The 20,948-nt window shown below is 64.5% G+C and carries 22 protein-coding genes; 5 read left to right on the top strand and 17 right to left on the bottom strand.

The features are described 5' to 3' along the window. Positions 1–196: 196 nt before the first annotated feature. Both JEY66_RS36880 and JEY66_RS36875 read right to left on the bottom strand, forming a co-directional pair. On the bottom strand, positions 197–748 hold the full coding sequence (locus tag JEY66_RS36880) for a sugar O-acetyltransferase (protein WP_026192259.1): 552 nt from the start codon (positions 746–748) through the stop codon (positions 197–199). Beyond that, positions 745–1,716, bottom strand: coding sequence for a bifunctional riboflavin kinase/FAD synthetase (locus tag JEY66_RS36875; protein WP_016844466.1), 972 nt, complete (start codon positions 1,714–1,716; stop codon positions 745–747). The genes JEY66_RS36880 and JEY66_RS36875 overlap by 4 nt, the downstream gene beginning before the upstream one ends. A gap of 211 nt (positions 1,717–1,927) precedes the next feature. Between JEY66_RS36875 and JEY66_RS36870 the strand changes: the two genes are divergently transcribed. Continuing rightward, a complete protein-coding gene (locus JEY66_RS36870; RefSeq protein WP_016844467.1) occupies positions 1,928–2,323 on the top strand; it encodes a response regulator in 396 nt (131 codons plus the stop codon). A gap of 348 nt (positions 2,324–2,671) precedes the next feature. Here the strand turns inward: JEY66_RS36870 and JEY66_RS36865 are convergent, their stop codons facing one another. The 7 genes from JEY66_RS36865 to uvrC form a co-directional block, all read right to left on the bottom strand. Further along, complete coding sequence (locus JEY66_RS36865) at positions 2,672–3,526, bottom strand: TIGR01459 family HAD-type hydrolase (RefSeq protein ID WP_016844468.1); 855 nt, start codon at positions 3,524–3,526, stop codon at positions 2,672–2,674. A gap of 15 nt (positions 3,527–3,541) precedes the next feature. Next, entirely contained in the window at positions 3,542–4,954 is a 1,413-nt protein-coding gene (locus JEY66_RS36860) for an EAL domain-containing protein (protein ID WP_018269799.1), read from the bottom strand. A 164-nt stretch (positions 4,955–5,118) separates the two neighbouring features. Further along, positions 5,119–6,102 carry a 50S ribosomal protein L3 N(5)-glutamine methyltransferase gene (prmB, locus tag JEY66_RS36855; RefSeq protein ID WP_016844471.1) on the bottom strand — a complete coding sequence of 328 codons (984 nt, stop codon included), beginning with the start codon at positions 6,100–6,102 and terminating at the stop codon, positions 5,119–5,121. Then, on the bottom strand, positions 6,102–6,569 hold the full coding sequence (locus JEY66_RS36850; RefSeq protein WP_016844472.1) for a molybdenum cofactor biosynthesis protein MoaE: 468 nt from the start codon (positions 6,567–6,569) through the stop codon (positions 6,102–6,104). Before JEY66_RS36850 ends, prmB begins: the two co-directional genes overlap by 1 nt. A gap of 66 nt (positions 6,570–6,635) precedes the next feature. Then, positions 6,636–6,887 (bottom strand): molybdopterin converting factor subunit 1, encoded by a 252-nt coding sequence (gene moaD, locus JEY66_RS36845; protein WP_016844473.1) that lies wholly within the window; start codon positions 6,885–6,887, stop codon positions 6,636–6,638. Next, entirely contained in the window at positions 6,884–7,498 is a 615-nt protein-coding gene (gene pgsA, locus JEY66_RS36840) for a CDP-diacylglycerol--glycerol-3-phosphate 3-phosphatidyltransferase (protein WP_016844474.1), read from the bottom strand. The genes moaD and pgsA overlap by 4 nt, the downstream gene beginning before the upstream one ends. A 193-nt stretch (positions 7,499–7,691) precedes the next feature. Next, on the bottom strand, positions 7,692–9,791 hold the full coding sequence (gene uvrC, locus JEY66_RS36835; protein WP_016844475.1) for an excinuclease ABC subunit UvrC: 2,100 nt from the start codon (positions 9,789–9,791) through the stop codon (positions 7,692–7,694). Positions 9,792–10,056: 265 nt separating this feature from the next. Between uvrC and JEY66_RS36830 the strand changes: the two genes are divergently transcribed. Further along, positions 10,057–10,680 carry an outer membrane protein gene (locus JEY66_RS36830; RefSeq protein ID WP_016844476.1) on the top strand — a complete coding sequence of 208 codons (624 nt, stop codon included), beginning with the start codon at positions 10,057–10,059 and terminating at the stop codon, positions 10,678–10,680. Between the two features lie 21 nt (positions 10,681–10,701). Here JEY66_RS36830 and JEY66_RS36825 read toward each other — a convergent pair whose 3' ends face one another. From JEY66_RS36825 to JEY66_RS36805, 5 genes are all read right to left on the bottom strand, one after another. Next, on the bottom strand, positions 10,702–10,899 hold the full coding sequence (locus JEY66_RS36825; protein WP_018269800.1) for a hypothetical protein: 198 nt from the start codon (positions 10,897–10,899) through the stop codon (positions 10,702–10,704). 53 nt (positions 10,900–10,952) lie between these two features. Continuing rightward, positions 10,953–11,165 carry a cold-shock protein gene (locus tag JEY66_RS36820; RefSeq protein WP_016844477.1) on the bottom strand — a complete coding sequence of 71 codons (213 nt, stop codon included), beginning with the start codon at positions 11,163–11,165 and terminating at the stop codon, positions 10,953–10,955. A gap of 262 nt (positions 11,166–11,427) precedes the next feature. After that, on the bottom strand, positions 11,428–12,288 hold the full coding sequence (locus tag JEY66_RS36815; RefSeq protein WP_016844478.1) for a 23S rRNA (adenine(2030)-N(6))-methyltransferase RlmJ: 861 nt from the start codon (positions 12,286–12,288) through the stop codon (positions 11,428–11,430). A 234-nt stretch (positions 12,289–12,522) separates the two neighbouring features. Continuing rightward, positions 12,523–13,209 carry a ribonuclease T2 family protein gene (locus tag JEY66_RS36810; RefSeq protein WP_050994216.1) on the bottom strand — a complete coding sequence of 229 codons (687 nt, stop codon included), beginning with the start codon at positions 13,207–13,209 and terminating at the stop codon, positions 12,523–12,525. Positions 13,210–13,322: 113 nt separating this feature from the next. Continuing rightward, positions 13,323–13,799 carry a hypothetical protein gene (locus tag JEY66_RS36805; protein WP_016844480.1) on the bottom strand — a complete coding sequence of 159 codons (477 nt, stop codon included), beginning with the start codon at positions 13,797–13,799 and terminating at the stop codon, positions 13,323–13,325. A gap of 165 nt (positions 13,800–13,964) precedes the next feature. On the opposite strand from JEY66_RS36805, the gene JEY66_RS36800 reads away from it, so the two are divergent. The 3 genes from JEY66_RS36800 (at position 13,965) to JEY66_RS36790 (ending at position 17,857) form a co-directional block, all read left to right on the top strand. Beyond that, positions 13,965–14,264, top strand: a complete 300-nt coding sequence (locus JEY66_RS36800; protein ID WP_026192261.1) for a hypothetical protein — start codon at positions 13,965–13,967, stop codon at positions 14,262–14,264. A gap of 43 nt (positions 14,265–14,307) precedes the next feature. Continuing rightward, positions 14,308–14,838 (top strand): DUF3617 domain-containing protein, encoded by a 531-nt coding sequence (locus tag JEY66_RS36795; protein ID WP_018269802.1) that lies wholly within the window; start codon positions 14,308–14,310, stop codon positions 14,836–14,838. A gap of 718 nt (positions 14,839–15,556) precedes the next feature. After that, positions 15,557–17,857: a TonB-dependent siderophore receptor gene (locus tag JEY66_RS36790; protein WP_016844483.1), complete on the top strand. Its 2,301-nt coding sequence runs from the start codon at positions 15,557–15,559 to the stop codon at positions 17,855–17,857. Between the two features lies 1 nt (position 17,858). Here the strand turns inward: JEY66_RS36790 and JEY66_RS36785 are convergent, their stop codons facing one another. The 3 genes from JEY66_RS36785 to JEY66_RS36775 form a co-directional block, all read right to left on the bottom strand. After that, positions 17,859–19,244, bottom strand: a complete 1,386-nt coding sequence (locus JEY66_RS36785; protein ID WP_016844484.1) for an ATP-binding protein — start codon at positions 19,242–19,244, stop codon at positions 17,859–17,861. 110 nt (positions 19,245–19,354) lie between these two features. Continuing rightward, entirely contained in the window at positions 19,355–20,059 is a 705-nt protein-coding gene (locus JEY66_RS36780; protein ID WP_038377300.1) for a response regulator, read from the bottom strand. Between the two features lie 19 nt (positions 20,060–20,078). Continuing rightward, the gene (locus JEY66_RS36775; RefSeq protein WP_038375766.1) at positions 20,079–20,627 is read right to left on the bottom strand and encodes a MarR family winged helix-turn-helix transcriptional regulator; all 549 of its coding nucleotides are present in this window, start codon (positions 20,625–20,627) and stop codon (positions 20,079–20,081) included. Between the last annotated feature and the right edge of the window lie 321 nt (positions 20,628–20,948).

The following is a 20,948-nucleotide window of genomic DNA, read 5'->3' as shown; positions in this document are numbered from 1 at the left end:
TGGCAGGTGCGGGCGCGGATACGCGATCAATCGCGGGTGAAACGGCGAAGTCCCGGTCTTGCGCCGAGCCTTCAGGCTCAGGCGGAAGCCGGGCAGCTAATCCGTATGATGCGCCGCGAAAACATGGGGTTTCCATAGCAGCCGGACGGGGAAATCGCAAAGCCCCCGGTGGCCGGCGGCCCGCGCATGGCGCGGCTCAGGCCGGCCGTGCCCGGGCCGGATTTCCCGCCACGATCGCGCCGGGGGCGACGTTCCGTGTGACCACGCTGCCGGCCCCGACCAGGGCGCCGTCGCCGATCGTGACGCCGGGCAGGATGATGGCACCCCCGCCGATCCAGACGTCGCTGCCGATCCGGATCGGGCGGCCGAATTCCAGCCCGGCGCGGCGGGTTTCGGCATCGCGCGGGTGGTCGGCGGTATAGATCTGCACCGCGGGTCCGATCTGGGTCCGATCGCCGATCACGACCTCGACGACGTCGAGGATCACGCAATTGAAGTTGAGGAACACGCCGTCGCCGAGGCGGATATTGCTGCCGTAGTCGCAGAAGAACGGCGGGCGGATCACGGCATCCCTGCCGACCGTGCGGAAGCGCTCGCCGAGCAGCGCGTGCAACTCGGCCGCGGACGATGCACCCGAGGCGTTGTAGCGCGTCATCCAGTGTTCCGCCGCGGTATGGTCGGCGGCGAGCTCTGCATCGGGGCGATACAGTTCGCCCGCCAGCATTTTTTGCTTTTCAGTCCTGTTCAACCAATCACTCCGAGCTGCGGGAACGCGTCGGGCGCTGCGGCCAGCACCGCGCGCGCCTTGGCGCTGTCGTCATCCATCTGGCGTATCAACGCCTCGATGGTGTCGAATTTCAGCTCTTCGCGAATGAAACCGATGAATGCGACATCAAGGACCGCGTCATACAGATCGCCCTTGAAGTCGAACAGGAACGCCTCGAGCAGCGGCGCGCCGTTGTCGAAGGTCGGTCGGCGCCCGAAGCTTGCGACACCGTCGAACCGTTGCGAGCCCTTGCCGACCCGTACCGCGTAGATGCCGTGCTTCAGGCCGCAATGCTTGTCGAGGCGGATATTGGCGGTGGGGTAGCCGAGGTCGCGGCCGCGCTTCTCGCCGTGGATCACCTTGCCGGTGACGAACCACGGTCCGCCCAGCATCGTGGTCGCATCCGCGATCTCACCCTCGGCGAGCGCCATGCGGATGGCGCTGGAGGAAACCGGGCGTTCCTCGATGTCGACATGGGCCTGCACATCGACCTCGATGCCGAGCCGCGGCGCTTCGCTGACCAGGAGGCTCGGCGAGCCGACCCGGCCCTTGCCGAAATGGAAGTCGTAACCGACCGCGATCCCGCTGATGCCGAGCCGGCCGATCAGGTCGTGGTGAATGAAATCCTGTGCCGAGGTGCCGGCGCGCGCCTTGTCGAAGGTCATCACGACGGCACCGGCGAGCCCGGTGGCCGCGAGCAGCCGCAGCTTGTTGGTCTCGTCCGTGAGACGGAATTGCGGGGTGTTGGGGCTGAAGAAGCTGCGCGGATGCGGCTCGAAGGTCACGGCGAGCGCGGGCACGCCGTGTGCTCGGCCCATCGCAAGCGCCGCGCCGATCACGGCGCGGTGACCGAGATGGACGCCATCGAAATTGCCCATCGCGACCACGGCGCCTTTCGGAATGGCGCTTGCGGGGGTGTTGTCGCGGATAACGGTAAAGCCGGTGCTCATGAGTGTATTCTTCAAGGATTCTTAAGCATGATTGGTGCGGGCCGGACCGTGACGCGGCGGCGGTGTGGAAGTCAAGGTAGCGAAAATCGCGTCAAATCCGTAACAATCCGGATTCAGCCGGTTAACGCGCTGTTTAACGGCTGCTGTTAGTCGTTGGCGGAAAGCTGCGTTCGTGCAGAAGCCAAGTTGCGTTTGTGTTTTGGGGGGAAAGATGGCGGTTGATTTGTCCATGCCGGTTCTGGTGGTTGATGATTACAGCACCATGATCCGCATCATCCGGAATCTTCTCAAGCAGCTTGGATTCGAGAATATCGACGATGCCTCCGACGGCTCCGCAGCGCTGAACAAGATGCGCGGCAAGAAGTACGGCCTGGTGATTTCCGACTGGAACATGGAGCCGATGACCGGCTACGACCTGCTCAAGGAAGTCCGCGCCGATCCCAACCTCGCGACCACGCCCTTCATCATGATCACGGCGGAATCCAAGACCGAGAACGTGATCGCGGCCAAGAAGGCCGGCGTGAACAACTACATCGTCAAGCCGTTCAATGCGGCCACGCTGAAGACCAAGATCGAGGCGGTCTTCCCGGACATGGCGACGGCGTAACCGCCCGACATCGATTGCATCGACTGAATATCTTGTCATGCCCGGGCAGAAGTCGCGTCTTCGCGCTGGCTAGCTGCGTCCTCATCCTCACCTGTCATCGCCCGGTTCAACCGGGCGATCCAGTACGCCGCGGCCCCTCGGCTCAAGCACGACCGCCTCTGGAATACTGGATCACCCGCATGCGCGGGTGATGACACTGGATGGCGCTCGCACCATTTCGGAATATTAGAAATATATCCCTGAGTTGCCCGACGTGTCAAGTCCGCTGGTCGAACGTCGGCCGCCGCCGACTCCTTTGCATGGGGTTGTTTTCGATATTTTGGCGGCGCGCCGCTGCGGAGTTGCCCGCTACCACTTCAGCTCGCGCATCAGCGCGCGTGGCGGATGGCCGAACAATTCCTTGATCGAGGCCGCATCGAGCTGCTCGATGCCCTCGAACTGTTCGGAATGGATGCCGCGGGTGACGAACAAAAGATCGATGCCGAAGCCGTGGGCGCCGGTGAGATCGGTGCGCACGGAATCGCCGATCGCGAGCACGCGGCTGAGCTCGGTCGGACGCCCGCGGCGCTCGGTCGCCAGCGCCATGGCGCGCTCATAGACCGGCCGGTGCGGCTTGCCGTAGAAGATCACCTCGCCGCCGAGCTCGCGATAGAGTTCGGCGACCGCGCCGGCGCAATAGATCAGCCGGTCGCCGCGCTCGACCACGATATCGGGATTGGCGCAGACCAGCGTGAGCTTGCGCTCGAGCGCCTTCAGCAGCGTGTCGCGATAATCTTCGGCCGACTCGGTCTCGTCGTCGAACAGGCCGGTGCAGATGATGTAGTCGGCCTGCTCCAGCGGCACCAAGGTGGCGTCGAGGCCGCGGTGGATCGAGCTGTCGCGCTCCGGGCCGATCCAGAAGATCTTCTGGCCGGGATGATCAGAAACGAAATGGCGCGTCAGGTCGCCCGAGGAGACGATCGCATCATAGGTCTCGTCGGCGACGCCGAGCTTGCGCAGCTGTCGCTGCACGGAATCGGCCGGCCGCGGCGCGTTGGTGATCAGGATGACCGTGCCGCCCTGCTGGCGGAACGTATGCAGTGCCTCGCAGGCCTCGGGAAAGGACTCGAGCCCGTTGTGCACGACGCCCCAGATATCCGACAGCACCACATCGACGCCGCCGACGAGGTCGCGCAGCTGCTCCACGAAACGCAGTGAGGTCATGATGCGACTTGCCGGCTAATTTGGACCGAGGGCGCGGCGCGCCAGCGCGGCGCTGCCGGTTGCGCGCGGCGGAGCTGCGGGGCTGGAGACAGGGGCTGAAGTGCTGGCGCCATTAAGATCCTGGGGGTTGGGCTGCGGAGCCTCGGCGGTAGCAGATGCCCCCTCGGGCCGCAACGGCCGCGGCGGCGCGAACAGGAACCCCTGGCCGAACCGGACATCGTAGTCGAGCAGGTCGACCACCGAGCGTTCGCCCTCGATCCGTTCGGCGATCAGGTCGATGCCGTAGCGGCCGAGCAGGTCGGACAGATCGGAAGGATGGATATCGGTGGTCGCGATCTGCTTGGCGTCAAGCAGCAGCGCCGCCGGCACCTTGATGAAGCGGACGCCGCGGTCGGCGAGCTCGCGCGGCTCGAGGCGAAGGTCGCTGACATGGTCGATCGAGAACCGGTAGCCGCGCTGTGCCAGCGCCGCGAGATTCTCGCTCTCGGCCGGGCCGAGATTGCGGAAGGTCGCCTGCTTGAACTCGAGCACGAAGGACGGCGCCAGCGCGCGGTTGGCCTCGAGGAAGTCGAGACACTGGGTGAAATGCGCCGGGCTGGCGAGCGTTGCCGCCGAGACGTTGCAGAACACGCCGACATCCTTGCTGCGGATCATCAGGCGGCGCAGCACCTGGACGCAGCGAAGCATCACCATGTGATCGATGCGGCCGATCAGGCCGCCGGCCTCGGCCGCCTCGATGAAATCCTCGGCGGCCAGCACCTGGTCGCGCTCGTCGCGCAGCCGCGTCACCGCCTCGTAGTAGCGCACCTTGCGCTGCGGCAGCGTCACCATCGGCTGCAGGTAGATGTCGAGGCGGTTCTCGTCGACGGCCTGCTTGATCGCGCCGATCAGCTGGATCTGGCTGCGCGAGACCTCCGGCGGAGCTGCAGGTGTCGGCGGAGGCGCCACCACGACGGTCGGCGCCGGCGCAACGCGTTGCAGCACATCGTCGCGCGGGGAGGCGACCGGCTGCACCGCCGGAGCCGCCGCCAGCATATCCTCATGATGGGCGACGGATGCCGCAAGCTGCCGCACCAGTCCGCCGAGCTCGCTGATCTCGCCGGCCATGCCCTGCATCCGGTCGGCGCCGGTGGAGTTGGCCGAGGCGACGCGGCCTTCGACTGCGGCCAGCCGGCGGCCGAATTCGGCGACCTGGCGGGCAAGGTCGGCGGTGCCGCGCGACAGATCCGCGATCTGGCCGCCGACGTCGCTGCGGTCGCGCAGCCGCATCGAGACCGCGTTGTAGAGGATCAGGCAGGTGAGGGCGGTGAGCGCCACGATCGCCGATTCCGACCCGCTGATGCCCGCCACCGAATACAGCACGAAGCCGAGCGAGGCTGCGAGCAGCACCATGCAGATGGCGATGAAGATCGTCGAAATGCGAATCATGTCGCGCGCCCGCGCCCTCTGTCCGAACGTCCCCGGACCGCGACCTTAGCACCATTGTTGATTCGACGGGCCAGCGATCTTCGGAACCGGCTGGAACTGCACACGATTTTCGTTTCGCCCGGATCGGGCTCCGTAAATCGCCGGAGCCGGCGGCGGCACGCCGGTCAGAGGTCCGCGGCAGCGATCCAGAACACCTCGCCCTCGGAGTCCTCGGTGTCGAGCCAGAGCAGCGGCAGGTTCGGATAGGCGGCCTCCAGATTGTCGCGGCCGCGGCCGATCTCGCAGAGCAGCCCGCCCTGCGGGGTCAGATGTTGCTTCGCCTCATCGAGCAGGCGACGGACGATGTCGAGCCCGTCAGCGCCGCCGTCGAAGGCGATCTTCGGCTCGGCGCGGCACTCGCGCGGCAGCGCCGCCATGCCTTCGGCGTCGACATAGGGCGGGTTCGAGATGATGAGATCGTATCTGTTGCCGCCGAGCGGCTTGAACAGGTCGCCGCGATGCAGCGTCAGGCGATCGTCGAGGCCGTGGTCGGCGACGTTGCGCGCGGCGACCTCGAGCGCGTCCTTTGAAATATCGACGGCGTCGACCGCGGCATTGGGAAAATGCCGCGCCGCCAGGATCGCAAGGCAGCCGGAGCCGGTGCAGAGATCGAGCACGCGTTCGACCTCTTCGGGATCGCCGATCAGCGAGGTGCCATCCTCGTCGCCGCCGAAATGCGAATCCAGCAATTCGCCGATGAAGGAGCGCGGAACGATGGTGCGCTCGTCGACATAGAACGGCAGGCCGCGCATATAGACTTTGTTGACGAGATAGGCGGCCGGCTTCCGCGTCGCGATCCGGCGCTCGATCAGCTCGAGAATCTGCCGGCCTTCGGCCACGGTGACGCGTGCGGTGGCAAAATTCTCGAACTGGTCGGGATGAAGGTGCAGCGTCTCGCAGATCAGGAACGCGGCCTCGGCCACCGGATCGGTGGTGCCGTGCGCGAACACGAGCTTGGCCGCGTTGAAGCGGCTCACGGCATAGCGCAGGAAATCGAACAGGGTGTGCAGCTCGCCGGCGCCGACTTTCGGCGCCTTCTCAGCCGCTTTCCTGGGCGCTCTCGGCACGGCGGAGCCGCGCCTGGCCGGCACTTTGCTGTGCTTGGCCATCAGGATTTGGTCCAGCGCGCGGCGGCCGCGTCGTCGTGGTCCTGCGCCTCGATCCAGCTCGTGCCGCGCGCGCTTTCCTCGCGCTTCCAGAACGGTGCGTTGGTCTTCAGATAGTCCATCAGGAACTCGGCGGCCTCGAACGCGGCCTGGCGGTGCGCCGAGGCGGTCACGACCAGCACGATGTTCTCGCCCGGCGCGATGCGGCCGAAGCGATGGATGATGGTGAGGCCCTGCAACGGCCAGCGCGACAGCGCCTCTTCGGCGTGGCGTCCAATCTCTGCTTCCGCCATTTCAGGATAATGTTCGAGCGTCAGCGCGGCGATCGGCTCGCCCTGTTCGCTGCCGCGGCAGATGCCGCTGAAGCTGACGACCGCGCCGACATCGGTGCGGCCCTTGCTCAGGGCGGCGATCTCCTGCGCGACGTCGAAGTCGGCTTGCTGGATACGGATGGTCGCTGCGACGGTCATGATTACTTCTTTGTTTGACGCGTTTTCTTCACGCGAACCGGTATCCACTTCGCTCGAAACGCTATCTTAGCCGCCGGTCATCGGCGGAAAGAACGCGATCTCGCGGGCGCCGGAGATCGCCGCGTCCGATTTGACATGGGCGTGGTCGATCGCGGCGCGGATCACCGTCGGCTTCTCGAACGCATAAGCGTATGCATCGTCGCGCGCGGCAAGCCAGCCGATCAGGTCGCCGACGGTGCGCACGTCGGCCGGCGGCTCGACGATCTCTTCAGCCTTGCCGATGCGTTCACGCACCCAGGCGAAATATTTCAGCTTCATCCCTCATCCTCCTTGATGAGGTGATGGATGCCGGCACGGAAATAATCCCAGCCGGTGTAGATCGTGAAGATCGCCGACATCCACAGCAGCACGATGCCGATCAGGGTGGTGGCCGGGAAGACCTGCTCACCCGCCTCGCCGGCGATCAGGAAGCCGATCGCCACCAGCTGGATCGTCGTCTTCCATTTCGCCAGCTTGGTGACGGGAACGCTGACCCTGAGCCCTGCGAGATATTCGCGCAGGCCCGAGACCAGGATCTCGCGGCACAGAATCACGATCGCCGCCCACAGCGTCCAGCCATGGATCGAATTGTCGGCGGCCAGCATCAGAAGGCTGGAGGCGACCAGCAGCTTGTCGGCGATCGGATCGAGCATCCGGCCGAAGGCGGATTGCTGGTCCCACATCCGGGCATAATAGCCGTCGAGATAGTCGGTGATTCCCGCCGCAATGAACACGGCCAGCGCCACCCAGCGCAGCCACAACGGGCCGTCCAGGATCGATTGCCAGTAAACGCAGCCAATCACCACCGGGATCGCGGCGATCCGGGCGTAGGTCAGGATATTCGGGAGGGACATGGTCTTGGTCTGTCCCCGGGTCGTGGCGATGTTCATCCGTTCTACCAATACCGCTGAAGCGAGAAGGTCAACCGTGCGGACGCGTCAGGCGCGACCAGATTGCGCTGGATCGTCATAGCGCCTTAGCTCGTTGTTTAAGCATGATCTTTTCGGATAACTGCCTCACACTTTTCCGCATCATGCCCTAGATGCCCCGTCGCAGGCGACGCCCTGATGACTCGGCTTTGGTTTAACCCGGCTGGGCGTGGAAAAACTCGAAAATCTTGCGGGCGCTCTCGGCGCTGACGCCGGGAACCTTGCCGAGGTCGGCGATCGAGGCCCGCTCGATCTCCTTGAGCGTTCCGAAGTGGTGCAGCAAGGCACGCTTGCGGGACGGGCCGATGCCCGGGATCTCCTGCAGGCCGGCCTCGCGGATGTCCTTCTTGCGCAGCTTGCGGTGCGAGCCGATCACGAAGCGGTGGGCCTCGTCGCGCAGCCGCTGGATGAAATAGAGCACCGGGTCCCGCGGCTCCAGCTTGATGGCCTCGCGGTCGGGCATGAACAGGGTTTCGCGCCCTGCATCGCGCTCCGGACCCTTGGCCACCGCCATCAGCGAGACCTCGGTCAGCCCGAGATTCTGGAAAATCTCCCGGACCGCGTTGAGCTGGCCGCGGCCGCCGTCGATGATGACGAGGTCGGGCCATTGCGGGAACGAATCGTCATCCGCTTTCGTCCTGGCAGCGGCCTCGCCCTCCGGCGGTTTCAGCAATCGCTTGAAGCGGCGTTCCAGCACCTCGCGCATCATTCCGTAATCGTCGCCGGGCGTCAGCCCTTCCGACTTGATGTTGAACTTGCGGTACTGGTTCTTCATGAACCCGTCGGGGCCCGCCACGATCATCGCGCCGACCGCATTGGTGCCCTGGATATGGCTGTTGTCGTAGACCTCGATCCGCTTCGGTGTGTGCGGCAGGCCGAGCGTCGAGACCATGCCCTCCAGCAGCCGGCTTTGCGTCGCGGTATCGGCCAGCTTGCGGCCGAGCGCCTCGCGCGCGTTGGTGAGTGCGTGGCCGATCAGCTCCTTCTTCTCGCCGCGCTTCGGCACGGAGACCTCGACCTTGGATCCGGCCTTGACCGACAGCGCGTCGGCGAGCAGCGCGCTTTCCTCGATCTCGTGCGACAGCAGGATCAGCTTCGGCGGCGGCTTGTCGTCGTAGAATTGCGCGAGGAACGAGGACAGCACCTCCTCGGGCGTGAAGCTCTTCTCGGCCTTCGGGAAATAGGCGCGGTTGCCCCAGTTCTGGCCGGTGCGGAAGAAGAACACCTCGACGCAGGAATAGCCGCCCTCCTGGTGGATCGCGAACACATCGGCCTCTTCGACCGTGCGCGGATTGATGCCCTGCTGCGACTGGATCGCCGACAGCGCCGCGAGACGGTCGCGGTACAGCGCCGCGGTTTCGAACTCGAGCTCGCCGGAGGCCTTCTCCATCTCGGCCGCGAGCAGCTCCTTCACGGCGTGGCTGCGGCCGGAGAGGAATTCGGTGGCCTCGCGCACCAGTTCGCTATAGCCGGGGAAGTCGATCTCGCGCGTGCAGGGGCCGGCGCAGCGCTTGATCTGATAGAGCAGGCAGGGCCGGCTGCGGCTTTCGAAGAAGCCGTCGGTGCAGGAGCGGATCAGGAACGCGCGCTGCAGCGCCGTGATGGTGCGGTTGACCGCGCCGGCGTTGGCGAACGGGCCGAAATAGCGCCCGGGCCGCGACTGCGCGCCGCGATGCTTGAGGATCTGCGGCGCCCAATGGTCGCCGGTGATCAGAATGTAGGGAAACGACTTGTCGTCGCGCAGCTGCACATTGAAGCGCGGACGGAGCTGCTTGATCAGATTGGCTTCGAGCAGCAGCGCCTCGGTCTCGGTCATGGTCGAGACGATCTCGACCTGCGTGGTCGCCGCGATCATGCGCAGGATGCGCGCCGGCAGCGGCGCGTTGGCCCGCGCATAGGACGACAGCCGCTTTTTGACGTTCTTCGCCTTGCCGACATAGAGCACGTCGTTGGCGGCGTTGAGCATGCGGTAGACGCCGGGCGAGGTCGGGGCGAGGCGGACCGCGTTCTCGATCGCGGCATGCCCGATCGAGAGCGTGCCCTCGGCGACCGCCTCGGCGGCGTCCTCCGAAGCCTCGGGCAGGCGTGCCTCGTCCTCCTCCTCGGCGGCGGAGATTTCGGGATCGACGTCGCTGGTATCGAGCGCCAGATCGTCCTGCGGCAGGTCGGACTTTGAACCGCGCCGTGGCTTGGGGTCAGCCTTGGAGTCAACCTTGGGGGCCGGCGTCGGACGCTCGGGAGAATCGTGAACCATGGGCCGTAAACTAAGTGCTTGGGCGACCGGTCGCCAGCGCTGACGGCACCAACAAAAAGCACCTCGATTGCAGGAGGTTACCGGCCCCGGGCGGGCGCCGGGAGGGGTGCGTAACACCTTGTTAAGACTGATGAGCGGGCCGGTAACCGGGCTTAACAGCCCTTTAACTTAAAACTCTCGATAAACCTTAGCGAAAAAAGTGGAATTCCGTAACCACGCCGGCCCTGGCCGGCGGGCTGCGGCAGTTGCGTTCTGGAGAGTACCAATGACCCGGTTTGTTGCGCGTGCGCTGGCACTGATCGTCGCAGGCTGGACGACCTCGGCGGCGTCGGCCGACCTCAACTATGGATCGCCCTATACCGTCTATCAGCCGCTCAATGCCTATAGCTGGGCCGGCCCCTATCTTGGCGGCAATGTCGGCTATGGCTGGGGCTCGGTCGAGAACAACCCGACCAAGCCGTCCGGTTTCGTCGGCGGTGTGCAGGCCGGCTACAACTTCCAGAACGGCTCCCCCTGGGTGTTCGGTATCGAGGCCGATATCCAGGGCACCACGGCCGACGACCGGTTCGCGCCGTGGAAGTTCTCCAACCCGTGGTTCGGTACGGTGCGCGGCCGCGCCGGCTATGCGGTCAACAATGTGCTGTTCTACGCGACCGGCGGTCTCGCCTTCGGCGAACTGCGCGGCGAGACGTTCGGCATCACGGAGAGCCACACCAATGCGGGCTTCACCGTCGGTGCCGGCGCCGAAATGGGCTTTGCCCCGCACTGGAGCGCCAAGATCGAGTATCTCTACGTCGACCTTGCCAACAGCAACTTCACGATCACCGGTGGCGTGTCGAACGGCTACAGCTTCAGCCTGGTTCGCGCCGGCATCAACTATCACTTTTGAGAACAAGAAAAACGTCGACCATCAACTCCCGGCCGCGCCTTGCGCGGCCGGGTTTTTCTTTGTGTTGATGATCCCAACGTCGCGCATGGCGGCATGCACGCCGCGGCGTCCGCGAATCCAATCGGTGGGCCGCACGTGTGGGATATGCGGCACCGCCAGTCGCGTCCGCATCATGCAGGTGGTCATCCAGAGCACGCCAGCCGCGCGCTCGGCGGTCAACTCACACGCAACGCCTCATTCGGCGTTCATCACGAGCCGCGCAGCGCGAGCGCTCATGAGACCACCAGGTTGACCGCCTTCGGGCCCTTGCCCTTCTTGTCGGGCTCAACCTCGAACGTAATGCGTTGTCCTTCAGTCAGGTCCTTCAATCCTGCACGCTCGACAGCAGTGATGTGAACGAACACATCGCGGCCGCCATCATCAGGCTTGATGAAGCCGTAGCCACGCTCTCCGTTGAAGAACTTGACTGTCCCAGTCATGGCCATCGGGAAAACTCCTCCCCCGTATTGCTCCACCGCTACGCGCACGCCGCGTAGCGGTTGACCGACATTCGCTTGTCGGAAGCTTGGCCACCTGAACAGGCCGGCGTCACGCCGCCGGTCTGCCTGGATTTTATTTCGGCCTTGTCACTCCGCCGCAACCATTCGCGGAAGCGGAACGTAAAGCCAGTCGTAACAGGATGAGCATAATACGGTTCCGCGCAAATTGCCTATGCTCAAAATTGAACTTTTCAGTAGGAGCTGTCGATCAAGGTTTAGGCGTCTCGAGTCTGAAGCGCCCCGCACCGCCTTGACCGAGCGGCTTCTCGAGTTCGGGCAGGATGATCTTCAACTCATTCGCCAGCGTCCACGGCGGATTCACCAGCAAAAGCCCTGTGGAAACGAGGCCTGCGCCTGCTTCTTGCGGTGCCACACTGAATTCCAGACGCAGGCATTTGCCGGCGGGCCGACTCGCTGCTGCTGCGGCGGCCACGCTGCGCGCTAGCTCGTCGGTGGCTCTCCGGGTTTTTACGGGGTACCACAAAAGATACGTGCCGGTCGGCCACTTCACGAATGCTTCCGCGAAAGCACTGGCCAGCCGCTCGAACTCGTCCTTCGCTTCGAACGGCGGATCGATCAGCACGAGGCCGCGCCGCTCGTTCGGCGGCACGAATGCGGGCAGCGCCATCCAGCCGTCGAGATCGACGACGCGCGCTTGCGCGTCGCGTCGCAAGGCGTCGATCAGTTGTTTGCGCGCCGTCGGTTCGATCTCGCAGGCGGTGATGCGATCTTGCGGACGCAGCAGCGCCCGCGCGATCAGCGGCGAACCAGGATAGGCCTTAAGCTCGCCTTTCGGATTGAAGGCTCTGACGATGTCGAGATAGGGCGCGATCAGCGGCAATGCCTTGTCGGAGAGCCGCGCCTGCATCAGCCGCGCGATGCCGGTGAGCCATTCGCCGCCGCGCTGCGCTTCGCTCGACGTCAAATCATAAAGGCCGGCGCCGGCGTGGGTGTCGATGACGCGGAATGGCGCCGGCTTGTCCTGCAGATAGGTGAGCATGCGCACCAGCACGATGTGCTTGATGACGTCGGCAAAGCTGCCGGCATGAAAGGCGTGACGGTAGTTCATGTGATGATCGTGCTGCGCTCCCAAGGGGTGCGCATGTTGTACTCGTCATACCCGGGCTTGTCCCGGCCTTCGCTGAAGCTTCGGCGGGGTCAACATCCGAGCTCGGCGAAGCCTTGGCGTAGCCGGCTCCCGGGCGTCTGCGCCTTATCTGCTTGTTTCGCGATGGCGCAGGTGGCCGGGACGTTCTGCGCGACGACGCGCGGCACGGGCCTGCCGGCCATGACGCAGGGAGTTTCAGCCGCCGCGAACCGGTGGCATCAGCACCTGATCGCGGCGGCAGGCGCGGCGATCGATTTCCTCACAGGAGTGGAATTGCAGATCCTTGCTGAGGCAGATCCGCACCTCGCTGAGCCGCTTGCTGTCGCAGGTCACCGAGATCGCGGAGTTGCTGAGGCCCGGATTGACCTTGATGAACGCTGTCTCCAGCTCGTCGGGCGCGACCGTCTTCGGCTCCGACAATTGCAGGAATTCCTCGGGAATCTTGACCGTGGCGCGGGCCTTGCGGATGGCTTCGAAATAGGCGCGCTCGCCGAGACCGGAGCAGGTGCCGTGCTTGTCCCACTCGTTGTAGATCAGCCCGGGCGCCGGCATCAGGTCGAGCATCGAGCTCATGATGCTGCGGGCGAGTCGCGGCGAGGGCCGCTGGCAATATTCCGGGAAGCCCCGCTCATATTGCGGCCACAGGCCGTGCACCACGAAGGAGTAGGGCCGTCCGCCGCACTGCGCCTGCGTGCCGCGGCCGTTGTTGCCGCGCTCGCTCGCCGCCTCGCAGAACGAGGGCGACCACGACAGCGACAGCACATAGAAATCGAACTCACCGGGCGCATTCTGGCGGCGATCCTGGGCCGAGGCCCCAACCGCACTGCACAGAATAATGCCAACCGAAATCAAGAATCGGGAAATTGTGTCCAACCGAGGCATCAAACGCTCCCCTCACTGACCGCCCAGAGCCTAGCAGGCCGTGAGAACATTTCAAGAACAAAAAGCCGCCGTCCAAATGGCGGCGGCTCCTGCTTTGGCAGTCTGGTCGGAGATCAGGGCCGGGCGGCCTTGCAGGACGGGTTATAGGCCCAGTTGCGGTCGAGCCCCGCGACGCACCATTCGACGCCCTGATTGATGCTGGCAAAGCCGCCGTCCTCGATGATCGAATAGTGCACCTTGCGCACCTTGCCATCGCTCAGCATCGCCTCGCCGCTGCAATAGCGGCGCGGAATATTGTCGGACTGCCAGGGACGGAAGGCGGTTTCGTGAATCCCGTTGAAGCCGGTGATCACGAGCGGCGAATTCCAGAAGGTGGCTTCCTTCTCCTGGAATTGCGTGCTGATGACCGTCAGGGCCTTCTCGCACGGGGCCACATTGCCGTCATAGCGCGGGCCGGACAGCCAAAAGTTCATTTCGAGCGGATTGGCGGCCTGGGCCGTGCCCCCGAACGCCAGCGTGCCGACCACGAGTGCGGCGCCGAGGCCGAGCTTGCGGCCGAGTTTATTGCGGGAGCTGAACAGGTTGCGCATGGGAATCCACCCGATTATCCGATGCCGCGGACGGTGCCGCGAAGCCCCGGCAAGGTCAAGTGCAGCGCGGCAACACCTGCGGAGAAGTCCACTTTGGGGACCCGGCTCGTTCTTTTCACGGTCGCCGGCGCACTCTATGTTGGCCTCAGCGAAATGGAGTCTGCGATGCGAAGGAAATTGGCCGCGTGCCTGGTTGCCGTTTGCGGGATGCTGGCCGTTGTGCCGGCGCGGGCGGATTGGATGCAGCCGGTGCCGCCGTTCAAGGGCAACGATACCGGCGGTATCATCGCCTATACGCTGGCGACCCAGGCCGACGCCCGGCAGCTTGCCGTCGATCACTGCGCCTCCTACGGCAAGGTGGTCAAGTTCCTTGCGATGCAGAACTATCCGGGCGGCTACATCTCTTTCGCCTGTCGCTGGGTGCCCTATGGCGCAGCCCAGAGGCCGCTGCGCACGCTCTACTGAGCGCGCACCAGATCTTTCGATCGTTCAGCCGGGAGCCGACCGCATGACCCGACAGCTTGCCTTGCTTGGTTCGGCTGTGTGCCTTGTCCTGTCCGCTGGCGCCGCAAGCGCGGTCGACCTGCCGATCCGCAAGGCCGGTCTGTGGGAGATGAAGATGGTGCGCACCGGCGGGCCGATGCCGGAAATCACCATGCAGCACTGCACCGACGAGACCACCGACAAGGAGATGAGCGCGGCGGCCTCGCCGATGGCCAAGGAAGTCTGCTCCAAGCAGGATATCCAGAAGACCGCGACCGGCTATGTCAGCGACAGCGTCTGCAGCGTCGCCGGCATGACGATGCAGAGCCATGCCGAGATCGTCGGCGATTTCAATTCCGCCTACACGGTGAAGAGCACCTCGCATGCCGAGGGCGGCGCGGCCGGCTCGCGTGACACCACGATGACCATCGAGGCGAAATGGCTCGGCGCCTGCAAGAGCGACCAGAAGGCCGGTGACATCATCATGCCCGGCGGCATGAAGATGAACGTCAAGGACATGGAAAAGCTGAAGGGCCTCCTGCCCAAGCAGAAGTAGCGCGCAGCGCATTTCGGCCGTTGCCGCGCGAATGCATCGCCTCGCAGGCTGAGAGGCTGCGCCGCTTGCACCACCACTTCGAGTAACTCGCGACAAAATTGCAAAGCAATCTTGCGCTGAGGCGATGTGCAATCCATCCGATCCCTCCCGTCACCCCCAGGGCCATCGCATATGCCCCTTGGCGACCGCGCAAGTGCTTGGCCTCGTGGTTCGAGACGCGCCGCAAGCGGCGCTCCTCACCATGAGGGTCTACTATTGTGCCGCAGAACAAGACCTCATCCTGAGGAGCCCGCCGAAGGCGGGCGTCTCGAAGGATGGCCACGAGCACACCGCCACGAAATGCGATAGCCTTTGCCCGGGGATGACGGTTCACCGCGTTCGTGCGCTCCTTGGCGCGCGATGACGTCGACGGGATGCAACATCATTGAATGATCGCCGCCTGCGTCGTGTTCGAAACTCTCTGCGAGAGATAACGCGCATCGCATTCGTGGTGTCGAAAGCCTGACGCACCAACATGTCGTTTTGAACCGTTCCAGCGTTGCGCAACTTGAATCGTTCCAGTGTTTCGCATCGTGTGCGTTTCAATGGATTCTATTTTGCACGTGTGGAATTTCGTTCATCCCGCCGATAGTAGTCCGCCCCAATCGCTGCCCGCTTGGTGACAAACGCGCGGCTCGATCAAGATCAGTCTGGGCGCGTGGGGATTTGTTCGGTGGGAATGGCTTCGTTGCGGAGCAAGGGCGGCTTGCTTGCATCAACGGCTGCGATCAATGCAGCGTTTCTCGGTTCAGTCGTGCTTGTGCCAGTGGATGCAGACGTCGCCACCGCTCAGGTGCAGACCATTCCTCCGCAGAACAATGTCAGCGAGCTTCCCGCAGTGACGGTGGATGAGCCTGGCGCCGCAAAGAAGCGCGGTGCCGTCGTTTCGAGCCAGAACACCAGGGCTTCGCGCGCGGTCGCGGCGAACCGGCGCCGCAGTGCCGCGGCGCCCGCCCAGAGCCAGGCTCCGCGGTCGCAAGGCGCAGGTGGCGCGATCGGGACGACGACGGGTTACGTCGCGACCGCCAGCACTGCCGGCACCAAGACCAGCACAGCGCTGATCGAAACGCCGCAGTCGCTTTCGGTCGTCACGCAAAAGGAGCTAAGGGATCGCAACGTTCAGACGCTCAAGGACGCCGTCAGCTACACGCCCGGCGTGACGACGACGGCGTTCGGCTATGATCCAAGGTTCGACAGTTTCTACATCCGCGGCTTCGACGCGACCTATACGGGGATCTATCGCGACGGCCTGCGCCAGGGCGGCGGCAACTTCGCCATTCCCAAGATCGAGCCTTACGGTCTCGACAGCGTGTCGATCCTCCGTGGTCCCGCCTCGGGCCTCTATGGCCTCGGCTCTCCGGGAGGCATCGTGGATGTCACGACCAAGCGGCCGCCGTTGACGGCATTCGGTGAGGTGCAGCTGCAGGGCGGCACCTACGACCGTTACCAGGGCAGTTTCGATGTCGGTGGTCCGGTGCCCGGCAGCGATCAGCTGTACTACCGGCTGACCGGTCTGCTGCGCGACGCAAAGACCTGGTACCCGGGCAACGACGACGATCGCGCCTATATCGCGCCTGCCTTGACCTGGCGGCCGGACGCCGACACGTCCTTCACCATCCTGAGCGAATATCAAAAGAGCCGAACCGCCGCGAGCATCGGCGACTTCCGCACGCCTGACGGACAATTGACCAACATCTATTCGAATGATCCGGCGTTCAGCGCGATGGATCAGAAGCAATACCGCATCGGCTACGCGTTCGAGCATAATGTCGACGATGTGTGGACGGTGCGGCAGAACTTCCGCTTCTATCGGGTGGACGTCGACGCGAAATACACCCAGATCGATTCCATCGACGGCAGCACCAATCTCGCGTCGCGGTCGGCCTGGCGGATCCTGGACAGCTTCAACACGGTGACGCTCGACAATCAGGCCGAGGCCAAGTTCATGCTCGGCGCGATCAGGAACACGGCGCTGTTCGGCGTCGACTACGGCCACTCCTACTACAACGACAAGATCGGCTACGGGCCGGCGCCCGATCTCAATCTCCTGACCATGAACTACGGCGCCCAGGCGATCGCGACGCCGGCATTCTCGATCTTCAACAAGCAGTCGACCGACGAGGTCGGTGTCTATGCGCAGGAGCAGGCCAAGCTCGGCGGCTTCATTCTGACGCTCAACGGCCGCCAGAGCTGGGTGTCGCAGACGACGACCGCGGGTCTGGACGGCGTGCCGTCAACGCAGAAAGCGACCGCCTTCACCGGCCGTGCGGGCCTGAGTTACGTCTTCGACAACGGCATTGCGCCCTATGTCAGCTACGCGACGGCATTCGCCCCGCAGGTCGGCGTCGATGCATCCGGATTGCCGTTCAGGCCGACCACCGGCGAGCAGAAGGAAGTGGGCATCAAGTACCAGATGCGGCAGATTCCGGTGCTGTTGACCGCCGCGGTGTTCGACATCACGCAGGACAATGTGCTGCGCACCGATCCGAACAACATGGCGTTCCAGGCAGCCACCGGGCAGGTCGAATCCAAGGGCGTGGAACTCGAGGCGAAGCTGGCGCTCAAGCCGGGATTTGATCTCACCGCGGCCTACACCCATCTCAACGTCGTGATCACGCAGGGCAATCCCGATACGACCGGCAATGAGCTCTCCGGCATTCCGAGGAATTCCTTCGCCGCCTTCGGCAAGTACACGTTCCAGTCCGGCGTGCCCGTCGAAGGGCTCGGGCTTGGCCTCGGGGTCCGTTACATCGGCACGAACTTCGGCAACGACCAGAACACGTTCCAGAACGCAGCGACGACGTTGTTCGATGCGGTGATCGACTACGATCTCGGCAAGCTGGACCGGCGCTTCCTCGGCGCCACCATGCGCGTCAACGCGACCAATCTGTTCGACACGCACTACCAGACCTGCCAGTCCGGCTACTGTTATGCCGGCGAGCGGCGGCAGGTCATCGGCACCTTGTCCTACCGCTGGTAGGTTACACCGGCACCCGCACGACGGCGCGCAGGCCGCCCATCGGGCTTTCGCTGAGCATGATGTCGCCGCCATGCGAGCGGGCGATGTCGCGGGCGATCGCAAGCCCGAGCCCGGTGCCGCCTTCGTCCTGGTTGCGGGCGTCGTCGAGCCGCAGGAACGGCTTGAACACTTCCTCGCGCATGTCGGCGGGGATGCCCGGTCCGTCGTCGTCGACCGTGACGTTGAGATAGCGATGGTCGCGATGGCCGGTGATCGAGATCGTGTTGGCGTGGCGCGCCGCGTTGGAGACGAGGTTGGCGAGACAGCGCTTGAACGAGGCCGGCTTCACCGTGACAACGGGCAGGCCGTGGAACGCGACGGTTGCGGTGTGGCCGTGGCGTTCGGCGTCGCTGCGCAGTTCCTCCAGCGCCAACGCCATGTCGGTCGGCTGCGCGACCTCGCCGGAATCGCCGCGCGCGAAGGCGAGATAATCCTCCAGCATCATCGACATCTCGTCGACGTCCTTGCGCATCGCGTCGATCTCGGGGCCTTCGCCGATCAGGGCAAGCTCGAGCTTGAACCGGGTCAGGATGGTGCGCAGATCGTGCGACACGCCGGCGAGCATTGCGGTGCGCTGCTCGATCGAACGTTCGACGCGCGCCTTCATCTCGATGAAGGCCTGCGCCGCGCGCCGCACCTCGCGGGCACCGCGCGGCCGGAAGTTCGGCGCCTCGCGGCCCTTGCCGAAACTTTCGGCGGCGTCGGCGAGCCGCAGGATCGGCTTGATCTGGTTGCGCAGGAACAGCACGGCGACGATCAGGAGGATCGTCGAGGTGCCGAGCATCCAGAAGATGAAGATCTCCGAATTGGAGGCGTAGGCCGCGCTGCGCTGGGCGAAGATCCGCATCACCGAATCGTCGAGCTGCACCCGGATCTCGACCAAATTGGATTTGCCCACGGTGTCGATCCAGAACGGACGGCTGATCTGGCGGCCGAGCTGCACCGAAAGCGTCTGGTCGAGCAGCGAGAAGAACGGCTTCGGCCCCGGCGGCGGCATGTCGCCGGCGGGCAGGAAGTCGACCACCAGCTGCAGCTTCTGGGCGATGCGGCGAAGCTGCGCGCGGTCCTTGTCCTGCGGGTAGCTCTTGTAGACGTCGATCAGCGCGGCGATATCGGACACCACCGCGGCCGACAGCCGCCGCGTCACCGTGTTCCAGTGCCGCTCCATGAACACGAACGCCACCACGGTCTGCAGGATCACCATCGGCACGATCATGATCAGCAGCGCGCGGGCATAGAGGCCGGTCGGCATCCAGCTCTTGAACGCATTGCCCATCCAGCCGTTCGCCTTCGAGACGCGCTGCGAGGCGTTCTTGATCAGGGTCAGGCCGGAGTCGAGCGTGCTCATGCGGATGCTCTACAGCATGATCCGGAAAAGTGCGCAGCGGTTTTCCGGCAAGATCATGCTCAAATGAGGATCTGAAGCGCGATGACGATTCATCCCGGTCTCATCGCGCTTCAGGGCGAGGCCACCAGGCGATAGCCGATGCCGCGCACCGCCTGCAGGAACAGCGGATTGGCGGGATCGTGCTCGATCTTGCGGCGCAGGCGGTTGATCTGCACGTCGACCGCGCGTTCGTTGACGGTGCCGCCAGAGGTCAGCTCGGCGCGCGGCACGGTCTCGCCGGGCGCGCTGGCGAGGATGCGCAGCATCTCGCGCTCGCGATCGGTAAGATGGATGATCTCCTCGCCCTGACGCAGTTCGCTGCGCTCGATATGGAAAATGTAGGGGCCGAACGCGATCTGCTCGACGACTGCGACCTGCGGCGGCGCGGTGCGCTTGAGGATATTGCCGATCCGGAGCACCAGCTCGCGCGGCTCGAACGGCTTGGCGACATAATCGTCGGCGCCGATCTGCAGGCCCTCGATGCGGGCTTCCGCCTCGTGACGGGCGGTCAGCATGATGATCGGCACCGTCGAGGAGCTGCGGATGAAGCGGGCGAGGTCGAAGCCGTTCTCGCCGGGCATCATCACGTCGAGGATCAGCAGGTCGAAATGCAGCCCGAGCAGCTTGGCGCGCGCATCGGTGGCGCTCATCGCCGTCGTAACGCGATAGCCCTCGCCGGAAAGAAAGCGCGACAGCAGGTCGCGAATGCGGCGATCGTCGTCGACCAGGAGAAGATGCGGCGCGTCGTCGGCCGGCTCGACCGGCGCGCGCATCATGGTTGCAGCCTGCACCGCTTCACTCCCTCGTTTTTCTGCCGCCGCCGAAGATCGCTTCGAGCACCTTGTCGGGATCGTCGCGGTCGATCATCGCGCGGAGGAATTGGCGAACCGTCTCGACGCCGGCCGGATCGATGCCGGCGACCGCGCGGTTGATGCGGTCGGTCTGCAGCCCGGCGAGCTTGGCGACCAGCGCCTCGCCCTTCGGGGTGGCGTAGAGCAGGCGCTGCCGGCGGTCGTTGTTGCCGGTCTTCTGCACGATGTAGCCCTCGTCCAAGAGCTGCTTGAGCACGCGCCCGAGCGACTGCTTGGTGATGCGCAGGACGTCGAGCAGGTCGGCGACCTTCAGCCCTGGATAGCGGGTGACGAAGTGGATGACGCGGTGGTGGGCGCGGCCGAAGCCGAACGCCTCCAGCTCCTGGTCGGCATCGCCGACGAAGTCGCGGTAGGCGAAGAACAACAGCTCGATGATGTCCCAGCGCAGGTCGCGCGCCCCCGCCGCCGGAGCGTTGTCGTCTCCCTGCGAATCGGGCTTGGCAGCCATGCCTGAGAAATTTATGTCAGTCATATTGACGTATCTTGGGTTCAATGTTACAAAACTGCCTGTCATGACGAAACATTAGGTCGTTTTGTCCTCGACAGCGTTTAAGGCGGCCTGAACGAGCCTGTGAGGCGGTTTGGGCCGCAAATTGGACTACCGTGCGATTGTCGAGCGGCATTTCGGCAAACATACTGGACTTCAGCATTCCGCAAAAGCATGTCTAAACGGCATGTTGGCGATGGAAGCCGGCGGCGCGGCCGGCGGTGGTGAAGTTCGGGCCAGCCGAGCCTGATGGCTCCGGGGGAAACAGGCCGGCGCCGGGTATCGCGCCGGTTCCGACAGCGGAAA

Origin of the sequence: Bradyrhizobium elkanii USDA 76, assembly GCF_023278185.1 — a bacterium.
GTDB lineage: Bacteria > Pseudomonadota > Alphaproteobacteria > Rhizobiales > Xanthobacteraceae > Bradyrhizobium > Bradyrhizobium elkanii.
This window is presented reverse-complemented; position numbering and strand designations above follow the sequence as displayed.

Excerpts from the sequence above, each read along its gene's own strand:
- JEY66_RS36790 (WP_016844483.1), top strand. The coding sequence starts at position 15,557 with ATGGCTTCGTTGCGGAGCAAGGGCGGCTTGCTTGCATCAACGGCTGCG.
- JEY66_RS36780 (WP_038377300.1), bottom strand. The coding sequence starts at position 20,059 with ATGATGCGCGCGCCGGTCGAGCCGGCCGACGACGCGCCGCATCTTCTC.
- JEY66_RS36815 (WP_016844478.1), bottom strand. The coding sequence starts at position 12,288 with ATGAACTACCGTCACGCCTTTCATGCCGGCAGCTTTGCCGACGTCATC.
- moaD (WP_016844473.1), bottom strand. The coding sequence starts at position 6,887 with ATGAAGCTGAAATATTTCGCCTGGGTGCGTGAACGCATCGGCAAGGCT.
- JEY66_RS36785 (WP_016844484.1), bottom strand. The coding sequence starts at position 19,244 with ATGAGCACGCTCGACTCCGGCCTGACCCTGATCAAGAACGCCTCGCAG.
- pgsA (WP_016844474.1), bottom strand. The coding sequence starts at position 7,498 with ATGAACATCGCCACGACCCGGGGACAGACCAAGACCATGTCCCTCCCG.
- JEY66_RS36800 (WP_026192261.1), top strand. The coding sequence starts at position 13,965 with ATGCGAAGGAAATTGGCCGCGTGCCTGGTTGCCGTTTGCGGGATGCTG.
- prmB (WP_016844471.1), bottom strand. The coding sequence starts at position 6,102 with ATGGCCAAGCACAGCAAAGTGCCGGCCAGGCGCGGCTCCGCCGTGCCG.
- JEY66_RS36860 (WP_018269799.1), bottom strand. The coding sequence starts at position 4,954 with ATGATTCGCATTTCGACGATCTTCATCGCCATCTGCATGGTGCTGCTC.
- JEY66_RS36865 (WP_016844468.1), bottom strand. The coding sequence starts at position 3,526 with ATGACCTCACTGCGTTTCGTGGAGCAGCTGCGCGACCTCGTCGGCGGC.
- JEY66_RS36820 (WP_016844477.1), bottom strand. The coding sequence starts at position 11,165 with ATGGCCATGACTGGGACAGTCAAGTTCTTCAACGGAGAGCGTGGCTAC.
- JEY66_RS36870 (WP_016844467.1), top strand. The coding sequence starts at position 1,928 with ATGGCGGTTGATTTGTCCATGCCGGTTCTGGTGGTTGATGATTACAGC.
- uvrC (WP_016844475.1), bottom strand. The coding sequence starts at position 9,791 with ATGGTTCACGATTCTCCCGAGCGTCCGACGCCGGCCCCCAAGGTTGAC.
- JEY66_RS36775 (WP_038375766.1), bottom strand. The coding sequence starts at position 20,627 with ATGACTGACATAAATTTCTCAGGCATGGCTGCCAAGCCCGATTCGCAG.
- JEY66_RS36850 (WP_016844472.1), bottom strand. The coding sequence starts at position 6,569 with ATGACCGTCGCAGCGACCATCCGTATCCAGCAAGCCGACTTCGACGTC.
- JEY66_RS36830 (WP_016844476.1), top strand. The coding sequence starts at position 10,057 with ATGACCCGGTTTGTTGCGCGTGCGCTGGCACTGATCGTCGCAGGCTGG.
- JEY66_RS36795 (WP_018269802.1), top strand. The coding sequence starts at position 14,308 with ATGACCCGACAGCTTGCCTTGCTTGGTTCGGCTGTGTGCCTTGTCCTG.
- JEY66_RS36810 (WP_050994216.1), bottom strand. The coding sequence starts at position 13,209 with ATGCCTCGGTTGGACACAATTTCCCGATTCTTGATTTCGGTTGGCATT.
- JEY66_RS36805 (WP_016844480.1), bottom strand. The coding sequence starts at position 13,799 with ATGCGCAACCTGTTCAGCTCCCGCAATAAACTCGGCCGCAAGCTCGGC.
- JEY66_RS36875 (WP_016844466.1), bottom strand. The coding sequence starts at position 1,716 with ATGAGCACCGGCTTTACCGTTATCCGCGACAACACCCCCGCAAGCGCC.